The organism is Pseudomonas sp. NPDC087336, from assembly GCF_044744285.1.
Lineage (GTDB): Bacteria > Pseudomonadota > Gammaproteobacteria > Pseudomonadales > Pseudomonadaceae > Aquipseudomonas.
The window spans coordinates 95,213-112,528 of sequence record NZ_JBIUYA010000006.1; the positions used below are offsets into that span (position 1 = coordinate 95,213).

17 protein-coding genes and 1 pseudogene are annotated in these 17,316 nt (G+C 58.1%); 7 read left to right on the forward strand and 11 right to left on the reverse strand.

Annotated elements, in window-relative coordinates; genetic code table 11:
- The first annotated feature begins 114 nt into the window (after nucleotides 1–114).
- Nucleotides 115–570, forward strand: a complete 456-nt coding sequence (locus ACIO0C_RS07945) for a hypothetical protein (RefSeq protein WP_401309986.1) — start codon at nucleotides 115–117, stop codon at nucleotides 568–570.
- A 35-nt stretch (nucleotides 571–605) separates the two neighbouring features.
- On the opposite strand, the gene ACIO0C_RS07950 is transcribed toward ACIO0C_RS07945, so the two are convergent.
- From ACIO0C_RS07950 to ACIO0C_RS07975, 6 genes are all read right to left on the reverse strand, one after another.
- Nucleotides 606–1,640, reverse strand: coding sequence for a Rieske 2Fe-2S domain-containing protein (locus tag ACIO0C_RS07950; RefSeq protein WP_401309989.1), 1,035 nt, complete (start codon nucleotides 1,638–1,640; stop codon nucleotides 606–608).
- Nucleotides 1,641–1,776: 136 nt separating this feature from the next.
- Complete coding sequence (locus ACIO0C_RS07955; protein WP_401309992.1) at nucleotides 1,777–2,913, reverse strand: acyl-CoA dehydrogenase family protein; 1,137 nt, start codon at nucleotides 2,911–2,913, stop codon at nucleotides 1,777–1,779.
- A gap of 2 nt (nucleotides 2,914–2,915) precedes the next feature.
- The gene (locus ACIO0C_RS07960) at nucleotides 2,916–4,115 is read right to left on the reverse strand and encodes an acyl-CoA dehydrogenase family protein (protein WP_401309995.1); all 1,200 of its coding nucleotides are present in this window, start codon (nucleotides 4,113–4,115) and stop codon (nucleotides 2,916–2,918) included.
- Between the two features lie 45 nt (nucleotides 4,116–4,160).
- A complete protein-coding gene (locus ACIO0C_RS07965) occupies nucleotides 4,161–5,360 on the reverse strand; it encodes an acyl-CoA dehydrogenase family protein (RefSeq protein WP_401309998.1) in 1,200 nt (399 codons plus the stop codon).
- Nucleotides 5,361–5,373: 13 nt separating this feature from the next.
- Nucleotides 5,374–6,471, reverse strand: coding sequence for an acyl-CoA dehydrogenase family protein (locus ACIO0C_RS07970; RefSeq protein ID WP_401310001.1), 1,098 nt, complete (start codon nucleotides 6,469–6,471; stop codon nucleotides 5,374–5,376).
- A 10-nt stretch (nucleotides 6,472–6,481) separates the two neighbouring features.
- On the reverse strand, nucleotides 6,482–6,889 hold the full coding sequence (locus ACIO0C_RS07975) for a Zn-ribbon domain-containing OB-fold protein (RefSeq protein WP_401310004.1): 408 nt from the start codon (nucleotides 6,887–6,889) through the stop codon (nucleotides 6,482–6,484).
- Between the two features lie 253 nt (nucleotides 6,890–7,142).
- Here ACIO0C_RS07975 and ACIO0C_RS07980 point away from each other — a divergent pair, with 253 nt between their 5' ends.
- From ACIO0C_RS07980 to ACIO0C_RS07990, 3 genes are all read left to right on the forward strand, one after another.
- On the forward strand, nucleotides 7,143–7,841 hold the full coding sequence (locus ACIO0C_RS07980; protein ID WP_401310007.1) for an SDR family oxidoreductase: 699 nt from the start codon (nucleotides 7,143–7,145) through the stop codon (nucleotides 7,839–7,841).
- Between the two features lie 95 nt (nucleotides 7,842–7,936).
- Nucleotides 7,937–8,548, forward strand: a complete 612-nt coding sequence (locus tag ACIO0C_RS07985) for a TetR/AcrR family transcriptional regulator (protein WP_401310009.1) — start codon at nucleotides 7,937–7,939, stop codon at nucleotides 8,546–8,548.
- A gap of 73 nt (nucleotides 8,549–8,621) precedes the next feature.
- A complete protein-coding gene (locus ACIO0C_RS07990; protein ID WP_401310011.1) occupies nucleotides 8,622–9,821 on the forward strand; it encodes a CaiB/BaiF CoA transferase family protein in 1,200 nt (399 codons plus the stop codon).
- Nucleotides 9,822–9,884: 63 nt separating this feature from the next.
- Here ACIO0C_RS07990 and ACIO0C_RS07995 read toward each other — a convergent pair whose 3' ends face one another.
- From ACIO0C_RS07995 to ACIO0C_RS08010, 4 genes are all read right to left on the reverse strand, one after another.
- Nucleotides 9,885–11,375 carry an aldehyde dehydrogenase family protein gene (locus tag ACIO0C_RS07995; protein ID WP_401310014.1) on the reverse strand — a complete coding sequence of 497 codons (1,491 nt, stop codon included), beginning with the start codon at nucleotides 11,373–11,375 and terminating at the stop codon, nucleotides 9,885–9,887.
- A gap of 45 nt (nucleotides 11,376–11,420) precedes the next feature.
- Nucleotides 11,421–13,070, reverse strand: a complete 1,650-nt coding sequence (locus ACIO0C_RS08000) for a GMC family oxidoreductase (RefSeq protein WP_401310016.1) — start codon at nucleotides 13,068–13,070, stop codon at nucleotides 11,421–11,423.
- Between the two features lie 112 nt (nucleotides 13,071–13,182).
- The gene (locus ACIO0C_RS08005; protein ID WP_401310019.1) at nucleotides 13,183–13,356 is read right to left on the reverse strand and encodes a rubredoxin; all 174 of its coding nucleotides are present in this window, start codon (nucleotides 13,354–13,356) and stop codon (nucleotides 13,183–13,185) included.
- A 252-nt stretch (nucleotides 13,357–13,608) separates the two neighbouring features.
- Nucleotides 13,609–14,385: an enoyl-CoA hydratase-related protein gene (locus ACIO0C_RS08010; RefSeq protein ID WP_401310022.1), complete on the reverse strand. Its 777-nt coding sequence runs from the start codon at nucleotides 14,383–14,385 to the stop codon at nucleotides 13,609–13,611.
- 85 nt (nucleotides 14,386–14,470) lie between these two features.
- Between ACIO0C_RS08010 and ACIO0C_RS08015 the strand changes: the two genes are divergently transcribed.
- The gene (locus tag ACIO0C_RS08015) at nucleotides 14,471–15,460 is read left to right on the forward strand and encodes an NADPH:quinone oxidoreductase family protein (protein ID WP_401310025.1); all 990 of its coding nucleotides are present in this window, start codon (nucleotides 14,471–14,473) and stop codon (nucleotides 15,458–15,460) included.
- Nucleotides 15,460–16,317, forward strand: a complete 858-nt coding sequence (gene panC / locus ACIO0C_RS08020) for a pantoate--beta-alanine ligase (RefSeq protein ID WP_401310026.1) — start codon at nucleotides 15,460–15,462, stop codon at nucleotides 16,315–16,317. Before ACIO0C_RS08015 ends, panC begins: the two co-directional genes overlap by 1 nt.
- Before the next feature lie 385 nt (nucleotides 16,318–16,702).
- Here the strand turns inward: panC and ACIO0C_RS08025 are convergent.
- Nucleotides 16,703–16,864, reverse strand: a pseudogene (locus tag ACIO0C_RS08025) (IS5/IS1182 family transposase); the annotation flags it as partial.
- On the opposite strand from ACIO0C_RS08025, the gene ACIO0C_RS08030 reads away from it, so the two are divergent.
- A complete protein-coding gene (locus ACIO0C_RS08030; RefSeq protein ID WP_401310325.1) occupies nucleotides 16,805–17,224 on the forward strand; it encodes a hypothetical protein in 420 nt (139 codons plus the stop codon). The pseudogene ACIO0C_RS08025 and the gene ACIO0C_RS08030 overlap by 60 nt on opposite strands.
- The last annotated feature ends 92 nt before the right edge of the window (nucleotides 17,225–17,316 follow it).

Below are 17,316 nucleotides of genomic sequence, written 5' to 3' on the forward strand. Positions count from 1 at the left end.
CGACTTGAAAGGAAAGCCTGGAATCCGTGCTGGATTCTAGGCTTTTGCGTCCTGCCCAGGCTCAAAGGCGACCATTGGCCAGCGGCACCATTGATAGGGTCGACGGAGTGAATGATGAACGTCACAAACCCCTTGGCAGTCTTCATGATCGCCGCCTCCCTCTGTGCTTGCACCACATCAACCGAGCAAGTGATGACCGTTCCTTTACCGGCCACTCAACGCAACGCCGGTCAGATTGCCAATGTGACACTGGTAAGCCGCGGTACTCAAACGGGATTGAGCTTTATCATCAGTGGCATTCCAGGTGGCGTTTCTCTGCCCTTGCGTCTCTACACCTTTATCTATAAAGGCAGCTGCCAGCAGCCGGGGCCAATCGCATTCTCGGTGAATGATCAGGTCAATACCGAGCGTGCAGCAGTACGCGGCTGGACCTACTCAAGAAGCGTGCCTGTCGCCCTGTCAGAACTACTGTCAGGCGAATACTCGATCGTCGTGAGAACCGCGCCGTCTGATGGCAACGTCGATATTTTCTGCGGGGAAATCCCGCAAGGTGTCCGGCGAAACAATTGATTTCGCCAGAACTGGGAGCAGCGCCTTGCACGGTGTCACAGCAGATTGCAGTTGACCGGTTCGCCCGTGTCTTCCAGGACTTTTAGCGGTCCCTGGTTACTGCCTGTCGCTTCATAGAACTGCTCGCACCAGGTGCGCAGCGCGGTATAACCGGCGACGTCCTGTCTGGCATAGATCGGCCTTTGCACAAATTTCTGGTGTCTCCAGATCACGGCGTCCTCTTCGAAAAGAACGCGGGTATGCCGTGCCATTTGTCGAACGGATTCAGGCATGTGCTCAGGAGACTTTGGATCGCGCCGGAAGTAGTAGCTCACGCGCAGGTCTGATTTTTCATCGTCGATGGGCGTGCAGGACAGCACCAGTCGGCGCGCCAGTACCGGATGATCGAATATCGAGAAGTTCAGACCGACCCCGGCATTGCGCGCATGCAGCAGCATCGCGACTTCCTTGGTGACCTTCGAGCGAAAGCCCATTGTCGACTTCCAGATCGCCGTGCTGGTATCGAAGGCCAACAGGAGCGGATCTTCCGGGGCATTGTGAGCAAAGCGGAAGTGCATGGTATCGGCAGCGTTTTCTGTAATCAGTTGCGGATGGATGGGTTCCTCCGGCGCGAAGACCACAGCATGGGGATAGCACGGGTAATAATCGGCGGGATCTGCCGGGTGTTCGGGGTGACTGAATACGTCGGGCAACCAGCCATCGCGGGGTGGGTCACCGGCCGGATCGTGCCATAGGAACATGATGCCGTGCTGCTCGACCACGTCCCACTTGCGCAGCTTCTTGCGAATGGGATGGTCCTGATAGGGAATCAAGGCGTTCTCACCCCGGGTGTTCCACTGCCAGCCATGGTAAGGGCAGGCGATGCAGTCGCCTTTGACTTTGCCGCCATAACCCAAATGGGCACCCATGTGGTGGCAGTGGGCATCGAGTACGGCAAGCTCGCCTGCTTCGCTACGGAATGCCACCAGGTCATGCCCAAGGTATTTCATCGGCTTGACCGCGCCTGGAGCCAGTTCATCGCTCCAGCCGATCTGGAACCAACCGGTCGGTTTCATGGAAAGATTCAACATCACACGGTCCTCTTGGTTTTTGTTATAGCGGTGTGTTTGTTGTCACGGGTGCCCCGCGGGGCGTGTGAAGCCGCGTTGAAAAATCCGGAGCCTTATGCAGAGTCCGGATTTTTAAACGGGGAAGGGCGAGAACCCCTCAGGCCGCGCGCTCTGCTTCCGCCAGCAACTCGTAGTGATGCATGCTGGTGCCGAGCGCTGCGTTGATCAGTGTCATGCGTTTGAAGTAGTGACCGATGACGTACTCCTCGGTCACGCCAATGCCGCCATGCAACTGAATGGCCTGGCCGCAAACGAATTGACCGCTTTTACCGATGTGCGCCTTGACTGCCGAGAGTGCCCGGTCGCGCTGGGCGGTATCGAGATCGAGGCTGGCCAATGCCAGGTGCAGCATGCTGCGCGAGAGTTCCAGCTCGATGAGCATTTCGCTCATGCGGTGCTGCAGGCTTTGGAAGTTCGAGAGTGTCTGCCCGAACTGTTTGCGAATCTTCAGGTAGTCGCGGGTGATCCACAGCGACTGTTCCATGACACCCACGGCTTCGGCGAACAGTCCCACCATGGCGTGGGCGTTGGCGTGGCTCAGCGCTGCATAGCCGTCGCCGACCTTGCCCAGAACCTGGGCCTCAGTGACCTCGACGTTAGTGAACACCAAGTGGCTGGCCCAACGATTATCGATCAGGCGGACATTGCGCTTGTCGATGCCGACCGTTTTGGCGTCGAGCAAGAACAGTGTGATGCCGTCGCGGTCCCCGGCCGCCCCTGAGGTACGTACTGAAACGATGAACAGCTCGGCAATATTGCCACCGACCACGGCGACTTTTTCCCCATTCAAGCGCCAGCGACCCTGCGCTGTCTCGAAGGCGCGGGTCTGGACGAATGCCAACTCTCCACGCGCCGGGGCTTCTTCATGGGCCAGCACGGGCAGAGCCATACCTTCACCCATGGCCTGCAGCACCGCACGAGCTTTGGGGTCGTTGCTGGCCAGCAAGGTTTGCGCCGCCTGGATGGCCACGGCCCAATAGGGTTCGACGCACAGCACACGGCCGAACTCTTCCATCACCAAGGCACTTTCGATGGCTGAGCAGTTCATGCCACCCAGATCTTCCGGCAGGCCCAGGGCCAGGAGCCCGAGTTCGGCCATCTGAAGCCAATGACCGCCATCGAAGGCGCCGTTATCGACGGTTGCACCGCGCTGTTCGAAGGAGCAATTGTCCTCCATGAACCGGCGAACGCTGTCTTTGAGCATATTTTGCTCTTCATTGAGTTGAAAATCCATGCTCAGAGCTCCAGGAACGAACGGGCGATAATCGTGCGTTGAACTTCATTTGCACCACCGTAAATAGTGGTGGCGCGACGGTAGAAATAATCCGCCATGATGCCGGGCGCCGTGTTGGGGCCAGGTGGCCAGGTTCGCTGGCGCTGGGCGTCGCCCAATGGGTCGGGGTAGACATAGCTGGCGTGGCTGCCGAGGGCTTCGACTTGCAGCTCGCCGATTTTTTGCAGGAGTTCCGAACCGCGGATTTTCAGCAGCGAGCCCACCGGCAAACGGACATGGCCCCCTGCTTTTTCGTGCAGGGCGCGCAGGCTCAGCCAGCGCAGTGCCAGCAAGTCAGTATTTAGTTGTGCCAGACGACTGGCAAAGCCAGGCCGGTCGATCAATCGCCGACCATCGTGCTGCGGTGTGTTGAGCAAAGTCCGTAGGCGGGCCAGGTGGGCATTGTTGCGTGGCCATTCGGCACTGAACGCGCGCTCGTTTTCCAGCAGGAACTTGGCGTAGGTCCATCCCATGCCTTCCTCACCGACCAGATTGCTGACTGGTACCCGCACATCATCGAAGAAGACTTCGTTGAGGCTGTGACTTTCACCGATGTCATAAATCGGGCGGATGGTCACGCCCGGCGCCTGGCGGTCGACAAGAATCATCGAAATACCACGCTGACGTGCCTGCGGATCGGTCTTGGCGAGGATGAAAATCATGTCCGCGGTTTCAACGAACGAGGTCCAGATTTTCTGCCCGTTGATGACATATTCATCGCCGTCGCGTTCGGCACGGGTCGTCAGTGAGCCCAAGTCCGATCCAGCATTGGGTTCGGAAAAACCCTGGCCCCAAAAGACGTCGCCACTGAGGATGCGTGGGCCGTACTGTGACTTCATGGTGTCGTTGGCGAAGGTCATGATCACCGGGCCGATCATCTTGAATCCTGCGGTATCGACCGCCGGCGCACCGGCCAGGATGCTTTCCTCTTCGAAGATGAACTGACGCACGGGCGACCAACCGGTACCGCCCCAGGATGTCGGCCAATTGGCGCCGGACCAGCCCTGGGCGTGAAGGATCTTGGTCCACTGGCGGGTGTCTTCACGCAAGGGGTGGTAACCCCGGCGATTGCGTTCAGCCAGATCCTGGGGCAGCTTGGCCTTGAGGAAGGCACGGACTTCCTGACGGAAGCGCTCGTCTTCCTGATCGAGGGTGAAATGCATGAGCGAGATCCTTCGGTGGCGGGCGGCCAGGGCCGCCCGGGTCGTTTATTTGGAGGCGTTAAATGGCTGGCCCTTGTCTGGCCGTGAATCCTGCGGCAGGCCAAGTACGCGCTCGGCCAAGGTGTTGAGCAGTAACTCGTCGGTACCGCCGGCAATACGCAAACTGGGGTCGAGCCAGGCGCTGGTGAAGTGGGTCTTCGCCTGAGCGTCTTCATTCAGGATCAGGCTGTTCGGGCCCTGGATGTTCATCGCCAACCGACTCAAAGACTGGCGGGTGCGCCCCAATAATAATTTGCGCATGGCGCCTTCAGGGCCCGGAGCCTGGCCCTTGGCAAACGCCTCCAGGGCTTGGCGATGGATGGCGCGCAGGCCTTGGCGCTGGACGAATACATCGGCGATGCTGGCGCGGATCTCAGCGTCATCAAGCGCGCGCTTGCCATTGATGTTCGACTGTCGGGCCAATGCGATGAATTTCTCCAAGCTGGGGGCGTAGCCGGATTCGTCTGTCACCGAATAGCGTTCGATCATCAGCGTTTCGACGGCGACCTTGAAACCACCATTGATCTCACCCAAACGTTGATCGTCGGGGACGAATACATCATCGAAGAACACTTCGTTGAGGTCGCTTTCCTCGCCCAGACGGCGGATTGGCACGACACTCACGCCAGGGGATTTCATATCGACAAAGAAGTAGGTCAGCCCGGCGTGCTTGGGCAGGCTCGGATCGGTGCGGGCGACGATCACCCCCCAATCGGCGATTTGTGCCCAGCTGGTCCAGACTTTTTGCCCGCTCAGGCGCCAGCCACCTTCCACTGCGACAGCCTTCAAACGTAGTGACGCCAGGTCCGAGCCCGCCGAAGGCTCGGAAAACAGCTGGCACCAGATCAACTCGCCACGGACCGTGGGCCTGGCCAGGCGCTCGGTCCAATAGGACGGGGCGTAGCGCAGGAAAATCGGCAGTGGGTTGTTCAGGCTGATGCTGAAGTAGACCAGTGGCAAGTCATAACGCATCTCTTCTTCGCTGAAGACGACTTTTTCCAGTTCACTGCCACCCGCACCACCAAACTCCGTTGGCAGGGTGATGCAGGCGTAGCCGTGGTCGGCCTTGAGAGCTTGCCAGGCGCGAGCCAGGTCCAGGTCCTCTTTGAAACTCAGCCCGCGCCGTGCTTGACCCGCATAAAGAGGGGCGTGCTCTGCCAGCCAGGATCTGGCGCGTTCGCGATAGCGTTCGAGTGTATTGCTCATGATGGGTCCGCCGTTATCCATGATTCGCCATTTCCAGCCCGATTTCGTTCAGCAGGCATTCACGCCAGTAGTGGATGCTGCCCAGCTCCAGGGCGAGCGTGCGTGAGCGACGGTAGTGGTGATGAGGCATGGCCTCCCATGTCATCCCCATGCCGCCGTGGGCATGAAGTCCTTCCTGGGCGATGTAGTCGTAGGCTTTGGTCGCTGCGATGCGCGCGGCTGCGCTCAATTGTCGACTCTCTTGCGCACCGTTTTCCCAGGCATCGAGTGCGTCATGGGTGCAACCCTTGGCGATTTCCAGCAAGCAGTAAGCTTCGGCGAGCTTGTGCTTGATCCCCTGGAAGCTACCGATCTGTTGGCCGAAGGCACGGCGCTCGCGGGCATATTCACAGGCCAGATCCAGGCTGGCCTGGGCGCCGCCGATCTGCTCGCTGGTGCAGGCGAGGGCCGCCAGGCTGGTGATATCCACAATGAGGTCGAGACCGCCCAGTCGTGTGGCCGGGACCTGCTTGAACTGCAGGACAGCCGCGGCACGGGCGTTGTCGAGGGTATTGAATGTTTGGCGGGTGACACCGGGATGTGCAAGATCGACCAGATAGAGTGCATTGCCCTGTTCGCCTTGCGCCTGCACCAGTGCAATATCGGCAACGCTGGCAAAGGCAGCCAAGGCCTTTTCACCCTGCAATACGCCGTTGTTTGCTAACAGTGAAGGACTTGTCGCCAAGCCGCTGTCTTCCGGGTCCGACAAGGCCAGGCAGGCGATCTTGCCACCGTTGGCCAGTGCTTCGATCAAGGCGCTCCAGTTGCCTTTGGCACACTGCAGGGCATGGGCAGCCACGGCGTTGCCAATCAGCGGCAATGACGCAGTCAGGCGCCCGGTTTCTTCGCAAAGCACGCCAAGGCCGCTCCAGCCCAGTCCCAAACCACCCGATTGCTCGGTTACCGCGACACTCGGCCAGCCCTGATCGACGGCATGGCCCCACAAGTGTCGATCGAAACTGGCGGGGGTATCCAGCAGCGACTTCAAGTGTTCCGGGGTGGCTTGATCCACTAACAGGCGCCTGGCCTGTTCGCGGATCGAGGCGAGACTTTCGGCGTGTTCTTCTTGCATGCGGGCTCTCTCAGACAGGCGTGAACAGAGGTAAATGAACATCCTCGATCGCTTCGAAGACCACACGTACCCGCTGACCGATGAAGGCCGACTCGGGCGCACAACCGACGATGTTGGTGGTCAGTTGCAGGCTTTTGTGGTCGTCGAGTGAAACGATGGCGACGGCATAAGGCACAGGCTGGTCAGGCGACCACGGCTGATGATTGATCGTCAGCGCTTCGATAGTGCCCAGGCCCGAAACCACCTGCGGCGCGAGGTTTCGGCTCAGGCACTGCGGGCAGATGATTCCCGGCGGATGCAGCCAATGGTCGCAGTCGTTGCAGCGCAGAAAGCGCAATTGGCCGTCGGCTCCACTGGTCCAGAAAAACCGGTTGAGATCATCCAGCTGTGGCAATACGCGTTTGTAGGCAGTGCTCATCAGAATCTCCAGCGTTGACGGGGTGGAAGTGAACATCATGCTTGAGCTCGCACAGTGCTTCCACCGCTCGTCGTGCTTCGCTTAAAACTAACATACTGTTATTTTTAGAGCATCTCAAACAAAGATGCAATAGGCCGCCTACAAGATGTTTGCTAGTCGTCGATCTGTGGCCTAAGGATGTTGCCGAACACGCTTTTTTTATTGTATAAGCTGATACATGGTCAGTTATTAACAAAAAAAGAGGAGAATCCAAATGTCGGACGCATTAGTAGTGGTCACTGGGGCTGCGGGTGCACTGGGCCGTGTTGTCGCGCAAACCTTTCTGGCGCAGGGCCGTCCGGTTGTGTTGGTCGATTGCAGTGAGCAAGCACTGCAATCGGTTTATGAGGGTATCGCTGGCGACAAGCATTTCGTGGTCGTCGACCTGACCGACACCGCAGCGACCCAGGCAGCATTGGGCAAGGTATTGCAGGCGAAAGGGCCGGCGGGCGTGCTTTGCAACATTGCCGGTGGCTTTGCCATGGGGAGCGACGTGCATGACGCTGACGCTTCTATCTGGCAGCAAATGATGGATCTGAACGTTGCGACCGTGCTCAACACTTGTCGCGCGACTGTGCCTGGGATGCTGGCAGCCGGCGCGGGCAAGATCATCAACGTATCGGCCGCTTCGGCCATCACGGGCAAGGGGTCGATGGGCGCCTACTGCGCCGCCAAGAGCAGCGTGGCGCGGATCACCGAATCCATGGCCCAGGAGCTGCGTGGCCATGGCATTAACGTCAATGCCGTCGCCCCGAGCATCATCGACAGCGCTGCGAACCGTGCCGCGATGCCTGATGTTGATCCGGCCCTGTGGGTTTCGCCGCAGCAGTTGGCATCGGTTTTCGAGTTCCTGGCCAGCGATGCTTCCAGCGCGCTCAATGGCGCCGTCATTCCAGTGGTAGGCCTGTCCTGATACAACCGACTGTTATGTTAAGTTTCCTTGCGCCGTAGAACGGCCTGTCTGGTACTGATCGGGCAGGCGAACAACTAAATGGTGGAAGGACTTTCATGTCAGTAAAACCCAAGGGGAGGCCTCGTCGTGAATTGGACGAGGCGCTGCTCCAGGCAGCCGCCAACGAATTTCTGGAGTTCGGCTACACCGATGCCAATCTCGGTCGTATCGTCGAGGCGGGGAAGACAACAAAGCCGGCACTGTATAGGCGTTTCCCCAGCAAGGAATTGTTGTTTGAGGCTGTGCTCGAGCACATCTCCAAGGATTTCGAACTCGATTTAAGTTTTTTGCGGGTGGATCGGCCAGTCGCACAATTGCTCTACGAGTTGGCCCAGCTGTTTCACGACAAACTCGGTACCCCGCGTGTCATGGCCATGTCTCGGTTAGGTGCGCATGAGAGCGTCAGGTTTCCTCAGCTGATCATCAATTTCCGTGAAGAGGTCATGAACGGTTTCATGGCGCAGCTGACAGGCTGGCTCGACCAACTCAACGCAAAAGGGGTGGTGCAAATACCGAACACACTCGACGCCGCGATTATCTTTTTGACCCTTGCGGGCCGCACCCATGAACGACTAATGGGCGTGCAGCTGGCGCAAGAACAGGTGGAGCCTCACTTGAGAGAAATCGTGCGCTTTTTTCTTGCGGGCTACGCACCGCGTCCGCAGTAAGCAGCCACCGCGTCTTGGCACTGCGTGGGGGAGCATAGGTGAACATGAGTGCCAGTGACCAACGGGAGAGGCTATGTACGATGTCATGAGCGGTGTACGTGTAATCGAAGTGGCGGAACACACCTATGTGCCAGCCGCCGCGATGGTGCTGGCGGACTGGGGCGCGGATGTCATCAAGGTTGAGCGCGCGCAAGGTGGAGACGCCTCGCGGCATATGCGTCTGCCGGGCGCGGACGGGCGGGTCAATCCATTCTTTGAAACGGGCAACCGCGGTAAACGCGGCATCGCCCTGGACCTGACCCAGGAGGCGGGTCGAGAGCAGTTGTATCGATTGATCGAAGGTGCCGACGTGTTCCTCACCAACTTGCGTGCCGATGCGCGGGCAAAGCTGGGGATCGAGCCGCAGGACTTGCTCAAGCGCAATCCGCGTTTGATCTACGCCCGCGGTACTGGCTACGGTTTGCACGGTGCCATGGCCAACGACGGCGGGTTCGACTACCCCACGGCTTGGTGCCGCGCCGGTGCGGCGTTCAATCAGACGCTGCCGGATGAACCACCACCCAAACAACCCGGCTCCATCGGCGACTTGACCGGGGGCGTCACGCTGGCGGGGGCGATTGCCGCGGCCCTGTTTCGCCGCGAGCGTACCGGCAAGGGCGCGGTGGTCGACAACGCGCTGTACATGGTGGGTACGTATTTGATGTCACAGTCTCTGCTGGCCACCAGCATTGGCGTACCGACGATTCCCATCGAGAGGCAGAAAGACAGTTCGTTTGCCTTGGCCAACAATTACCGCACACGGGACGGCCGCTGGTTGACCATCTGTCTGTTGATGGAGAAGTGGTGGCCTGACTTCGTCGCTCATATTGAGCGTCCAGCACTGCTCAGCGACCCGCGTTTCAAGGATGCGGCCTCACGGCATGCCAATTCCCGCGCGCTGGTGGGCGAACTCAACGAAGTGTTCGCCACCCGTAATTACGCAGAGTGGTGCGAACGCTTCAAGACGCTGGAAGGTGTCTGGTCCCCGATCCAGAGCCCCGCTGAAGTACTGGCCGATCCACAGGCGTTGGAAAATGGCTTCATCAGTTCGGTAGATATCGACGAACACAACCAGTACCAGGTGGGCGTATCGCCGGCACAATTCGACGAGCAACCGATCGGAAGACTCATGGCTGGCCCTGGATTCGGCGAACACACCGATGAAGTGCTACGCGAGATCGGTTTGACCGATGCCCAGTTGAGGGCTCTGCGCGATTCAGGCGCCATTCGCTAGCGAACAATGTGAATGCCCCGCATCGACGCGCTAAGCGTGGTGCGGGGGTAGGAATTCAGGCTATTAACCGATCGGATAGGTAATAGCCTTTTCCAGCAGATACTCTTTGAGCCAGTGCGGGCCGAATTCCCGTCCGATACCGGAGTGTTTGTAGCCACCAAAGGGGGCCTTGACGTAAAGGTCTCCGGTACCACCGTTGATGGCAACTCCGCCTGATCTTAGTTTTTGCGCAATGCGAAAGGCAGCAGAACGATCAGCTGACATCACGGCACCACTGAGACCAAATTTTGAATCGTTAGCTATGTGTATCGCCTGTTCATCGGTGTCGAAACCGATGATCACGCCGATTGGCCCGAAGACTTCCTCTTGCGCCAGTCGAGATGCATTGTCCACGTTGTCAAAAACGGTCGGCTCGTAGAAAAAGCCTTTATCAATATGGGCTGGTCGCTTGCCACCGGCGATCAGGGTTGCACCGCTCTCCAACCCCAGTTGTACATAGTATTCGGTCTTGGCGCGGGCACTTTCGCGAATGAGTGGACCGACGATCACGCTGGGGTCTTGTGGATCACCGATCTTCAACTGGGCCAGAACTGCTTTCATGGTTTCGGCGAATACCGGTCGAATGGAGTTGTGCACCAGAAAGCGGGTGAGCAGGGCGCAACCCTGGCCGGCGTGTAGCGAAATACTGAAGGCTGCCAGGCTCGCGGCTTTGACCACATCGGCGTCATGTCTGACGATCATTGCCGATTTACCGCCCAGCTCCAGGTGAACCTTCTTCAAGGTGCTGGCCGACTGACGCAAAATGGCCGAGCCGACGGCATCGGAGCCGGTAAAGCTGATGAGGTCAATGCGCGGATCTTCGGTCAGCATCGCCCCGACTTCCGGGCCGCCGGTAACAACACTCAGTACGCCGCTGGGCAGTTGCGCTTCGATGATGATTTCGGCCAGCAGCAAGCCAGAGAAGGGCGTGAATTGCGAGGGTTTGATCACCACCGTGTTGCCGGTAAGCAACGCCGGTACGGCTTTGACGATGTTGAGCAAAAATGGGTAGTTGTACGGGGTGATACCGACCACCACACCGTAGGGCTCGAACAGGGTGACGCCAGCCCCCAGCAGATCGGGTGCCGAAGGGTCGAAGGGGTTAGGTTTTGATTCTATGGCTATCGGTTCCGGCTCGATCTTTTGCGCCAGTGAGATCGCGTAGTCGATGGCTTCTATAGCGCCGTTGAACTGAGCACTGTTCATCAGCATGTGCACGGCGCCGACTTCTTCGATCAATAACTGTTTGATCAGGTCCTGACGGCTGATTATGGCCGCGCGAAAACGTTTGATGGCCTCGATGCGCTCGGCCATCTGCAGGGTTGGCCAGGGCCCGTTATCGAAAGCATTGCGGGCAGCAGCAATGGCAAGGTCGACTTCGGGTTTACCACCCACCGGGGCCTGGCCAATGATTTCTTCGGTCGCTGGATTGCAAATGGTTTCGTACCCCTCGGAAGGGGATACCCATTGGCCGTCGATGTAAAACTTTTTTATGTCGGTGAAGGGCGTCGGCATTGCAGTCATCCTTTCTATTTGTTGTGCAATGGAAGGCGGCTGTATTTAGTTTGCGACCCCGGTAAGGTGCCCCGATGGCGCGGTTTGCGGATTGGCAAGCTCCGCGGCGATGATTTCGGCAGCGCGCAAAGCGATCGCCATGGCAGGTGCGTTGGTATTGCCTGAGATCAAAGACGGCATGATCGATGTGTCCACCACCCTGAGCCCCGACACCCCGCGAACCTTCAGGCTGGGGTCCAATACCGATTCGGCATCACTGCCCATGCGGCAGGTGCCAGACACATGGAAGGCGGTGCCTCCCCACTGTTTGAAGGCTTCCAGGATTTCTTCATCGCTTTGGGCATCGGCACTCGGTGTGGTCGCGCCGACGATGAAGGGGGTCAAGGCCGGTTGTGAGGCAAGCTGGCGGATCCAGCGGTACATGGAAATGGCAGCCGCACGATCGGTTACCGAATCCAGATAGTTGGCGCAGATGTAGGGCGGCACATCGGGGTTGGCAGAGCGAATCGACACCTCACCCTGGCTTTGCGGGCGCATGAAATAGCCGCCCAAGGTCAGACCGGGTTGCTTTTCGGGGACGACTTCATCTTCTCCGTAAGTCAGCGAGTACAGGCTGATACCGATTTGTGCGTCGGGACGGTCAAGTCCGGGGCGGGTTTTGACGAAACCGCCAATTTCATGTGCGCTATGGGTCAGCGGACCTTTTCTGCCGGTGTAGTACTGCCACACGGAGCGCAGCAGGCCCAAGCCAAAAAAACGATGATTCAGGCTGTGGCTTTTCACGCGGTACTGCATGGCAAGGAAGAAATGCTCGCGCAAGTTACGACCCACTTGGGGAGCATCCTTGACCACGGCAATGCCATGGGACTCGAGCAGCGCGGCAGGTCCTACGCCAGAGAGCTGCAGCAATTTGGGTGACTGAATGGCACCGGCGCAGACGATGATCTCCTTACCCGCGTCTATCGCGCGTTCACCCCTGCTGTCGCGCACAGTCACACTGGTTGCTCGCTTGTCTACAAAGTTGATCCACAGGACATCGGTCAGTGTCAGGACTTCCAGATTCGGGCGGTTGCGCACTGGATCAAGAAAGGCTTTCGCGGCACTGTATCGCTGGCCATGCCAGATGTTCTGGGTTTGGTAACCCAGCCCGCCAGACCCGGCGGTGTTGGCCAGGTTGATATCATCCACCCGAGGTGTTCCCGCTTGCACGCCCGCAGTCAGCACGGCTTCGCAGAGTGGGTCGCCTGAAGATTGAACTGAAATCTTGAGCGGCCCTCCGATACCTCGCTCTGGTGCGGCCCCCAGTGCATGGTCCTCAAGCTCGACGAAATGCCGTCCCATATTGTCCCAGCCCCAACCGGTGCAACCGGCGGCTTCCCACGCGTCATAGTCCTCGGGTGCACCACGCACATAGACCATGCCATTGATCGAGCTGGACCCACCGATGGCGCGACCTTTGAGCCAAATGTCTTCAGCTTGTTGGGGGCCTCTCGAAACCTTGTAATCCCAGACATGCGGGTTACCCGGAGTCAGCAATTTGCCTATGCCGCGGGGCATGGCAATCAATGCGTTGCTGTCATCCGGGCCGCTTTCAATCAGCAGCACGGACACGGAGTGCCGGGACGAGAGGCGATTCGCCAAGACGCAGCCTGCGGAACCGGCCCCCACAATGATGTAGTCGTATCGCTTATTCATTTTGCTGTCCCAGGGGTAGTTTTATTTTTTTTGCTGTTTGGGAGCTGGCGCACCAACGGGGTCAGGTGCAGGGGTCGATAATCGGTGGGGGTTATGGCTGACATGAGCCGTTTCAGCTTGTTTCGATCATCGCGAAGTCTTGCTTGGCTGCCCCGCACTCCGGGCAGATCCATGTCTCGGGGATGTCGTCCCACAACGTCCCGGGCAAGATGCCTTCCTCAGGTAAGCCCAGATTTTCGTCGTAGGTAAAGCCACAGAAGAAGCACTGCCATTTCTTCATTTCCATCAGCCTCTTGTTATGTTTTGGGCGTGGCGGAACAAGGGTTATTGACTGTTAGTCAGTTTTTGACCTTGAGTGAAGGGTGGGATGATGCTCATACGTTACTTTTGAGTAATATAACCTCGGGTTTCATGAACTGCCAATGACGCCAATGCTTTTTTCCGGGGTAATCCGGGGGGGGGGGGCGGGGCTTCTGACTAACTATCATGTGGTCAGTTATCACGTGGTGGCAGCCCTGTGCCGCTGTGCCAGCGATGATTATCTGCCTTTCCATTCGGGCGTACGTTTTTCCTGAAATGCACGTACACCGATCTGCACGTCCTCAGATGCCTGTAACCGCAAACCCGCGGCTTCGACGTCAAGGCGTAGTTGCGACTCTCCGAGCGCCAGAGCCTGGCGGGCTACCATCAGAGTCTCCTGAACGGCCAGTGGTGCATTGGCTGCGATTTGTCGAGCCAGTTGAAGGGCAGTCTCCAGCACGTGTTCATCGTCGACTGACTGATTAATCAGGCCGAGTGCTTTTGCGCGGTCGGCTTCAAGTCGATTGCCGGTCAGCAGCAACTCCATCGCAACGGCCGGTGCAATGCGTCGGATCAGTCGATAGATACCACCTGCGCCAGCGATCAATCCACGCTTGACCTCGGGCAAGGTGAAGCTGGCATTGTTGCCCGCAATGATCAGGTCACAGGCCAGCGCCAGCTCAGTGCCGCCGCCAAGCGCCGCGCCGCGAACGGCAGCAATCCAGGGTTTGCGTCGCTCGGCATGAATCAGGCCACACATGCCGGATTGGTTGACGGCGATCTGTTCGCCGATACCGGCAGCGATGTCGTCGAGGTCGGCACCTGCGCAAAACGCCAGAGGCCCGGTCCCTGTCAAGACCACGACCCGAATGTCAGGGTTGGCTTCAGTTTTTTCGACCAGGCGGGCGAGGGTGCGTGAAGCGCTGACGTTGATTGCATTGCGCTTATTCGGGCGATTGAGAGTGATCAGCGCAATACCGTTCTGCAGGTCCTGATAGATGACTTCTTCGGTCATGTTTGCGTCCAGTGTCGGAGGTGAGTATAACTGATGGTATGACAGCTATTGCCAGACTGGTACCCACTACTGACGCGGAATACTTATGAAAGCGCTGCTGTGCAAAGCATTCGGTACCGCCGATAGCCTGGTTCTGGAAGATATCCCGAGCCCTGTGCCCGGGAGCGACGAAGTCCTTATCGATGTGCATATGGCCGGCGTTAACTTTCCCGATACCTTGCTGATCGAAGGCAAGTACCAGATCAAGCCGGCATTTCCATTTGCGCCAGGAGGCGAGGCGGCCGGGATAGTGGCTGCGGTGGGGGCGGGGGTCAGTCATTTGCAGCCGGGTGACAAAGTCATGGCATTGACCGGCTGGGGCAGTTTCGCCGAGCAGGTAGTGGTACGGGCAAGCCAGGTCACGTTGATGCCGACCCGCATGGATTTTGCTGGCGCAGCAGCTTTCGGTATGACCTATGGCACGTCGATGCATGCTTTGTGTCAGCGTGCCAGGCTGCAAAAGGGCGAAACCTTGTTGGTACTGGGCGCTTCTGGTGGGGTGGGCCTCGCTGCCGTTGAGATCGGCAGGGCGATGGGGGCACACGTCATTGCGGCCGCCAGCAGCAAGCAGAAGCTGGAAGTGGCCCGGGCAGCAGGTGCCCACGAGCTGATTTGCTATGGCAACGGCAGTCTCAAGGAGCAGGTCAATGCGCTGACCGAAGGCCGTGGTGCCGATGTGATCTTCGATCCGGTGGGGGGCGATTTATTCGATCAGGCGATTCGGGCTATTGCCTGGAATGGCCGCTTGTTGGTGATCGGTTTTGCCAGCGGGCGCATTCCACAATTGCCGGTCAACCTCACTCTGCTCAAGGGCGCGGCGGTCCTGGGCGTGTTCTGGGGGGCTTTCACCCAGCACCAGCCGCAAGAAAACCAGGCCAACTACCAGCAGCTGTTTGCTTGGCACGCGGAAGGCAAGTTGCGTCCATTGATTTCACAGCAATATGCGTTGGCTCGCGCAGGAGATGCGCTCGAAGCACTTCGCCTGCGCAAGGCGGTGGGCAAACTCGTGGTCGAAATACGAAAGGGGAGTAGCTGATGGTTATAGTGGAAACGGTTCTCGCGCTTCGCAAAATTGTGGGCCGCGCACGGAGCGAAAACAAGAAAGTCGCGCTCGTCGCTACGATGGGCAATTTGCATGAGGGTCACATCGCATTGATAGATGTAGCTAAACAACACGCTGATTTCGTGGTGGCGACTATCTTTGTAAATCCTCTTCAATTCGGACCTTCAGAGGATTTGGAAAAGTATCCTCGGACGCCAGAGGCCGACCAGGCCAAGTTAATGGACGCTGGCTGTGATTTGCTGTTTTTACCCAATGTGGCTGAGATGTATCCCGAGGGGTTTGAGGCCCAACCAATTGTCAGTGTTCCGAGAGTATCAGACGGTCTTTGTGGTGCGGCTCGGCCGGGACATTTCAATGGAATGGCGACGATCGTCAATAAGATGTTCAACGTGGTTCAGCCAGATATAGCTGTATTTGGGGAGAAGGATTATCAGCAGTTGGCCGTCTTAAGGTCGATGGTCAGAAACCTGAACATCCCGATCGAAATCTTCGGTGCGCCGACCGTCCGGGCCCCTGATGGCTTGGCACTCTCGTCCCGCAATGGCTACCTCAATGACCAAGAGCGCGCCGCTGCTCCGATCCTTTATCAGTGCCTCAAGGACGTTGCCCTGTCTTTACAGCGCGGAAGTCTGGACGTTGAACAACTGCTAGATGAGCAATGTAAGCGCATAACCTCCTCTGGGTTCCAGTTGGAATATCTGGAAATAAGGAACGCGCACGATTTAAGCCTTACGTCGGAAACGTCCGGCAATCTGGTTATTCTCGTCGCGGCGCGTCTAGGGAAGACGCGGCTTATTGATAATGTTGTAGTCAGCGCTGGTGAGTTGTAACGGACAGCCGCGCAAACGCCCCCTAAACTTGAACATCAACGGTGGAGCCAAGAGGCTCGCTAAGCTGGAGGTGCACCTCGCAGTGCGGCTGTTCAATGCCGCACCGCAGAAAGCCTTCTTGCGCTGGCCCGACATCTCGACTTCCACCCCTTCACACACGGCGCGTATCCAGGCCATTTGATCTTTTGTGGCGGATTCGAACTGTAGCGATGATCCGCAATCGGTCGATTCTGTTGAAAAAGTCGGATTTTCAGTTCACATGAACTCAGGCACGGCTACCACCGGAGAACCTCCTCACCAAGTTGAGTGGTTTCTCGGCCCTTCGTTGACCATTGTTGCTTTGTTATTGGGTTAATTTGAGGTTTTTAGCTGCTTGCAGGCGCACCTATCCCAGGGTATGCGGCGCTTGAGATGTAAGTTTGACCAGACGCCGCAGGTTCTGTACCGAAGCCGCCAGTGTGACCTCATCGGTTGCGCCACTCATGCCATGCAGTCGCAGGCGATCCAGTTTCCGGATGCGCTTGAGGTGGGCAGCCAAGGCATCAATGCCAACGTTATTCGTAAGTTGCTGCCGATTTACCGCGACAAGGCTGTCGCGCCACTTCCGGCGTTCGTACCGCTGCAACCGATACGTAAACGGCACGCTGACAAAGCGGTGGTTATCGCTCTGCCGCTGGGCGACAAATCATCACGGTCAATGGCCCATCTGCGACCCGGACGCCTGCGCACATTTCATCCGCAGCCTCTCACAATGATCCGTATCGACGCCATCTGGTTCGCCACCGAGCCGATGGACATGCGCGCAGGCGAAACGGCGTTGGCCCGCGTGGTCGCAGTGTTCGGTGCGGCGAAACCGCACTGTCTTAACTGTTCGCCAACCGCCGGACGTAGTAACACGAACGATTGACATCAAAGTCTGGGTAACTGCTTGCATTCGGCCTGATCAGTCATTTGCATCGTATTTGACCGCCACGTTTCACGGACACGACCGGCAGAGAA

Bases quoted from the DNA above. Each gene is read 5' to 3' on its own strand.
- ACIO0C_RS07945 (WP_401309986.1), top strand. From the start codon at position 115: ATGAACGTCACAAACCCCTTGGCAGTCTTCATGATCGCCGCCTCCCTC.
- ACIO0C_RS08000 (WP_401310016.1), bottom strand. From the start codon at position 13,070: ATGAATAAGCGATACGACTACATCATTGTGGGGGCCGGTTCCGCAGGC.
- ACIO0C_RS08010 (WP_401310022.1), bottom strand. From the start codon at position 14,385: ATGACCGAAGAAGTCATCTATCAGGACCTGCAGAACGGTATTGCGCTG.
- ACIO0C_RS07950 (WP_401309989.1), bottom strand. From the start codon at position 1,640: ATGTTGAATCTTTCCATGAAACCGACCGGTTGGTTCCAGATCGGCTGG.
- ACIO0C_RS07960 (WP_401309995.1), bottom strand. From the start codon at position 4,115: ATGCATTTCACCCTCGATCAGGAAGACGAGCGCTTCCGTCAGGAAGTC.
- ACIO0C_RS07985 (WP_401310009.1), top strand. From the start codon at position 7,937: ATGTCAGTAAAACCCAAGGGGAGGCCTCGTCGTGAATTGGACGAGGCG.
- ACIO0C_RS07955 (WP_401309992.1), bottom strand. From the start codon at position 2,913: ATGGATTTTCAACTCAATGAAGAGCAAAATATGCTCAAAGACAGCGTT.
- ACIO0C_RS08030 (WP_401310325.1), top strand. From the start codon at position 16,805: ATGCAGTCGCAGGCGATCCAGTTTCCGGATGCGCTTGAGGTGGGCAGC.
- ACIO0C_RS07990 (WP_401310011.1), top strand. From the start codon at position 8,622: ATGTACGATGTCATGAGCGGTGTACGTGTAATCGAAGTGGCGGAACAC.
- ACIO0C_RS07980 (WP_401310007.1), top strand. From the start codon at position 7,143: ATGTCGGACGCATTAGTAGTGGTCACTGGGGCTGCGGGTGCACTGGGC.
- ACIO0C_RS07970 (WP_401310001.1), bottom strand. From the start codon at position 6,471: ATGCAAGAAGAACACGCCGAAAGTCTCGCCTCGATCCGCGAACAGGCC.
- panC (WP_401310026.1), top strand. From the start codon at position 15,460: ATGGTTATAGTGGAAACGGTTCTCGCGCTTCGCAAAATTGTGGGCCGC.
- ACIO0C_RS08005 (WP_401310019.1), bottom strand. From the start codon at position 13,356: ATGGAAATGAAGAAATGGCAGTGCTTCTTCTGTGGCTTTACCTACGAC.
- ACIO0C_RS07965 (WP_401309998.1), bottom strand. From the start codon at position 5,360: ATGAGCAATACACTCGAACGCTATCGCGAACGCGCCAGATCCTGGCTG.
- ACIO0C_RS08015 (WP_401310025.1), top strand. From the start codon at position 14,471: ATGAAAGCGCTGCTGTGCAAAGCATTCGGTACCGCCGATAGCCTGGTT.
- ACIO0C_RS07995 (WP_401310014.1), bottom strand. From the start codon at position 11,375: ATGCCGACGCCCTTCACCGACATAAAAAAGTTTTACATCGACGGCCAA.
- ACIO0C_RS07975 (WP_401310004.1), bottom strand. From the start codon at position 6,889: ATGAGCACTGCCTACAAACGCGTATTGCCACAGCTGGATGATCTCAAC.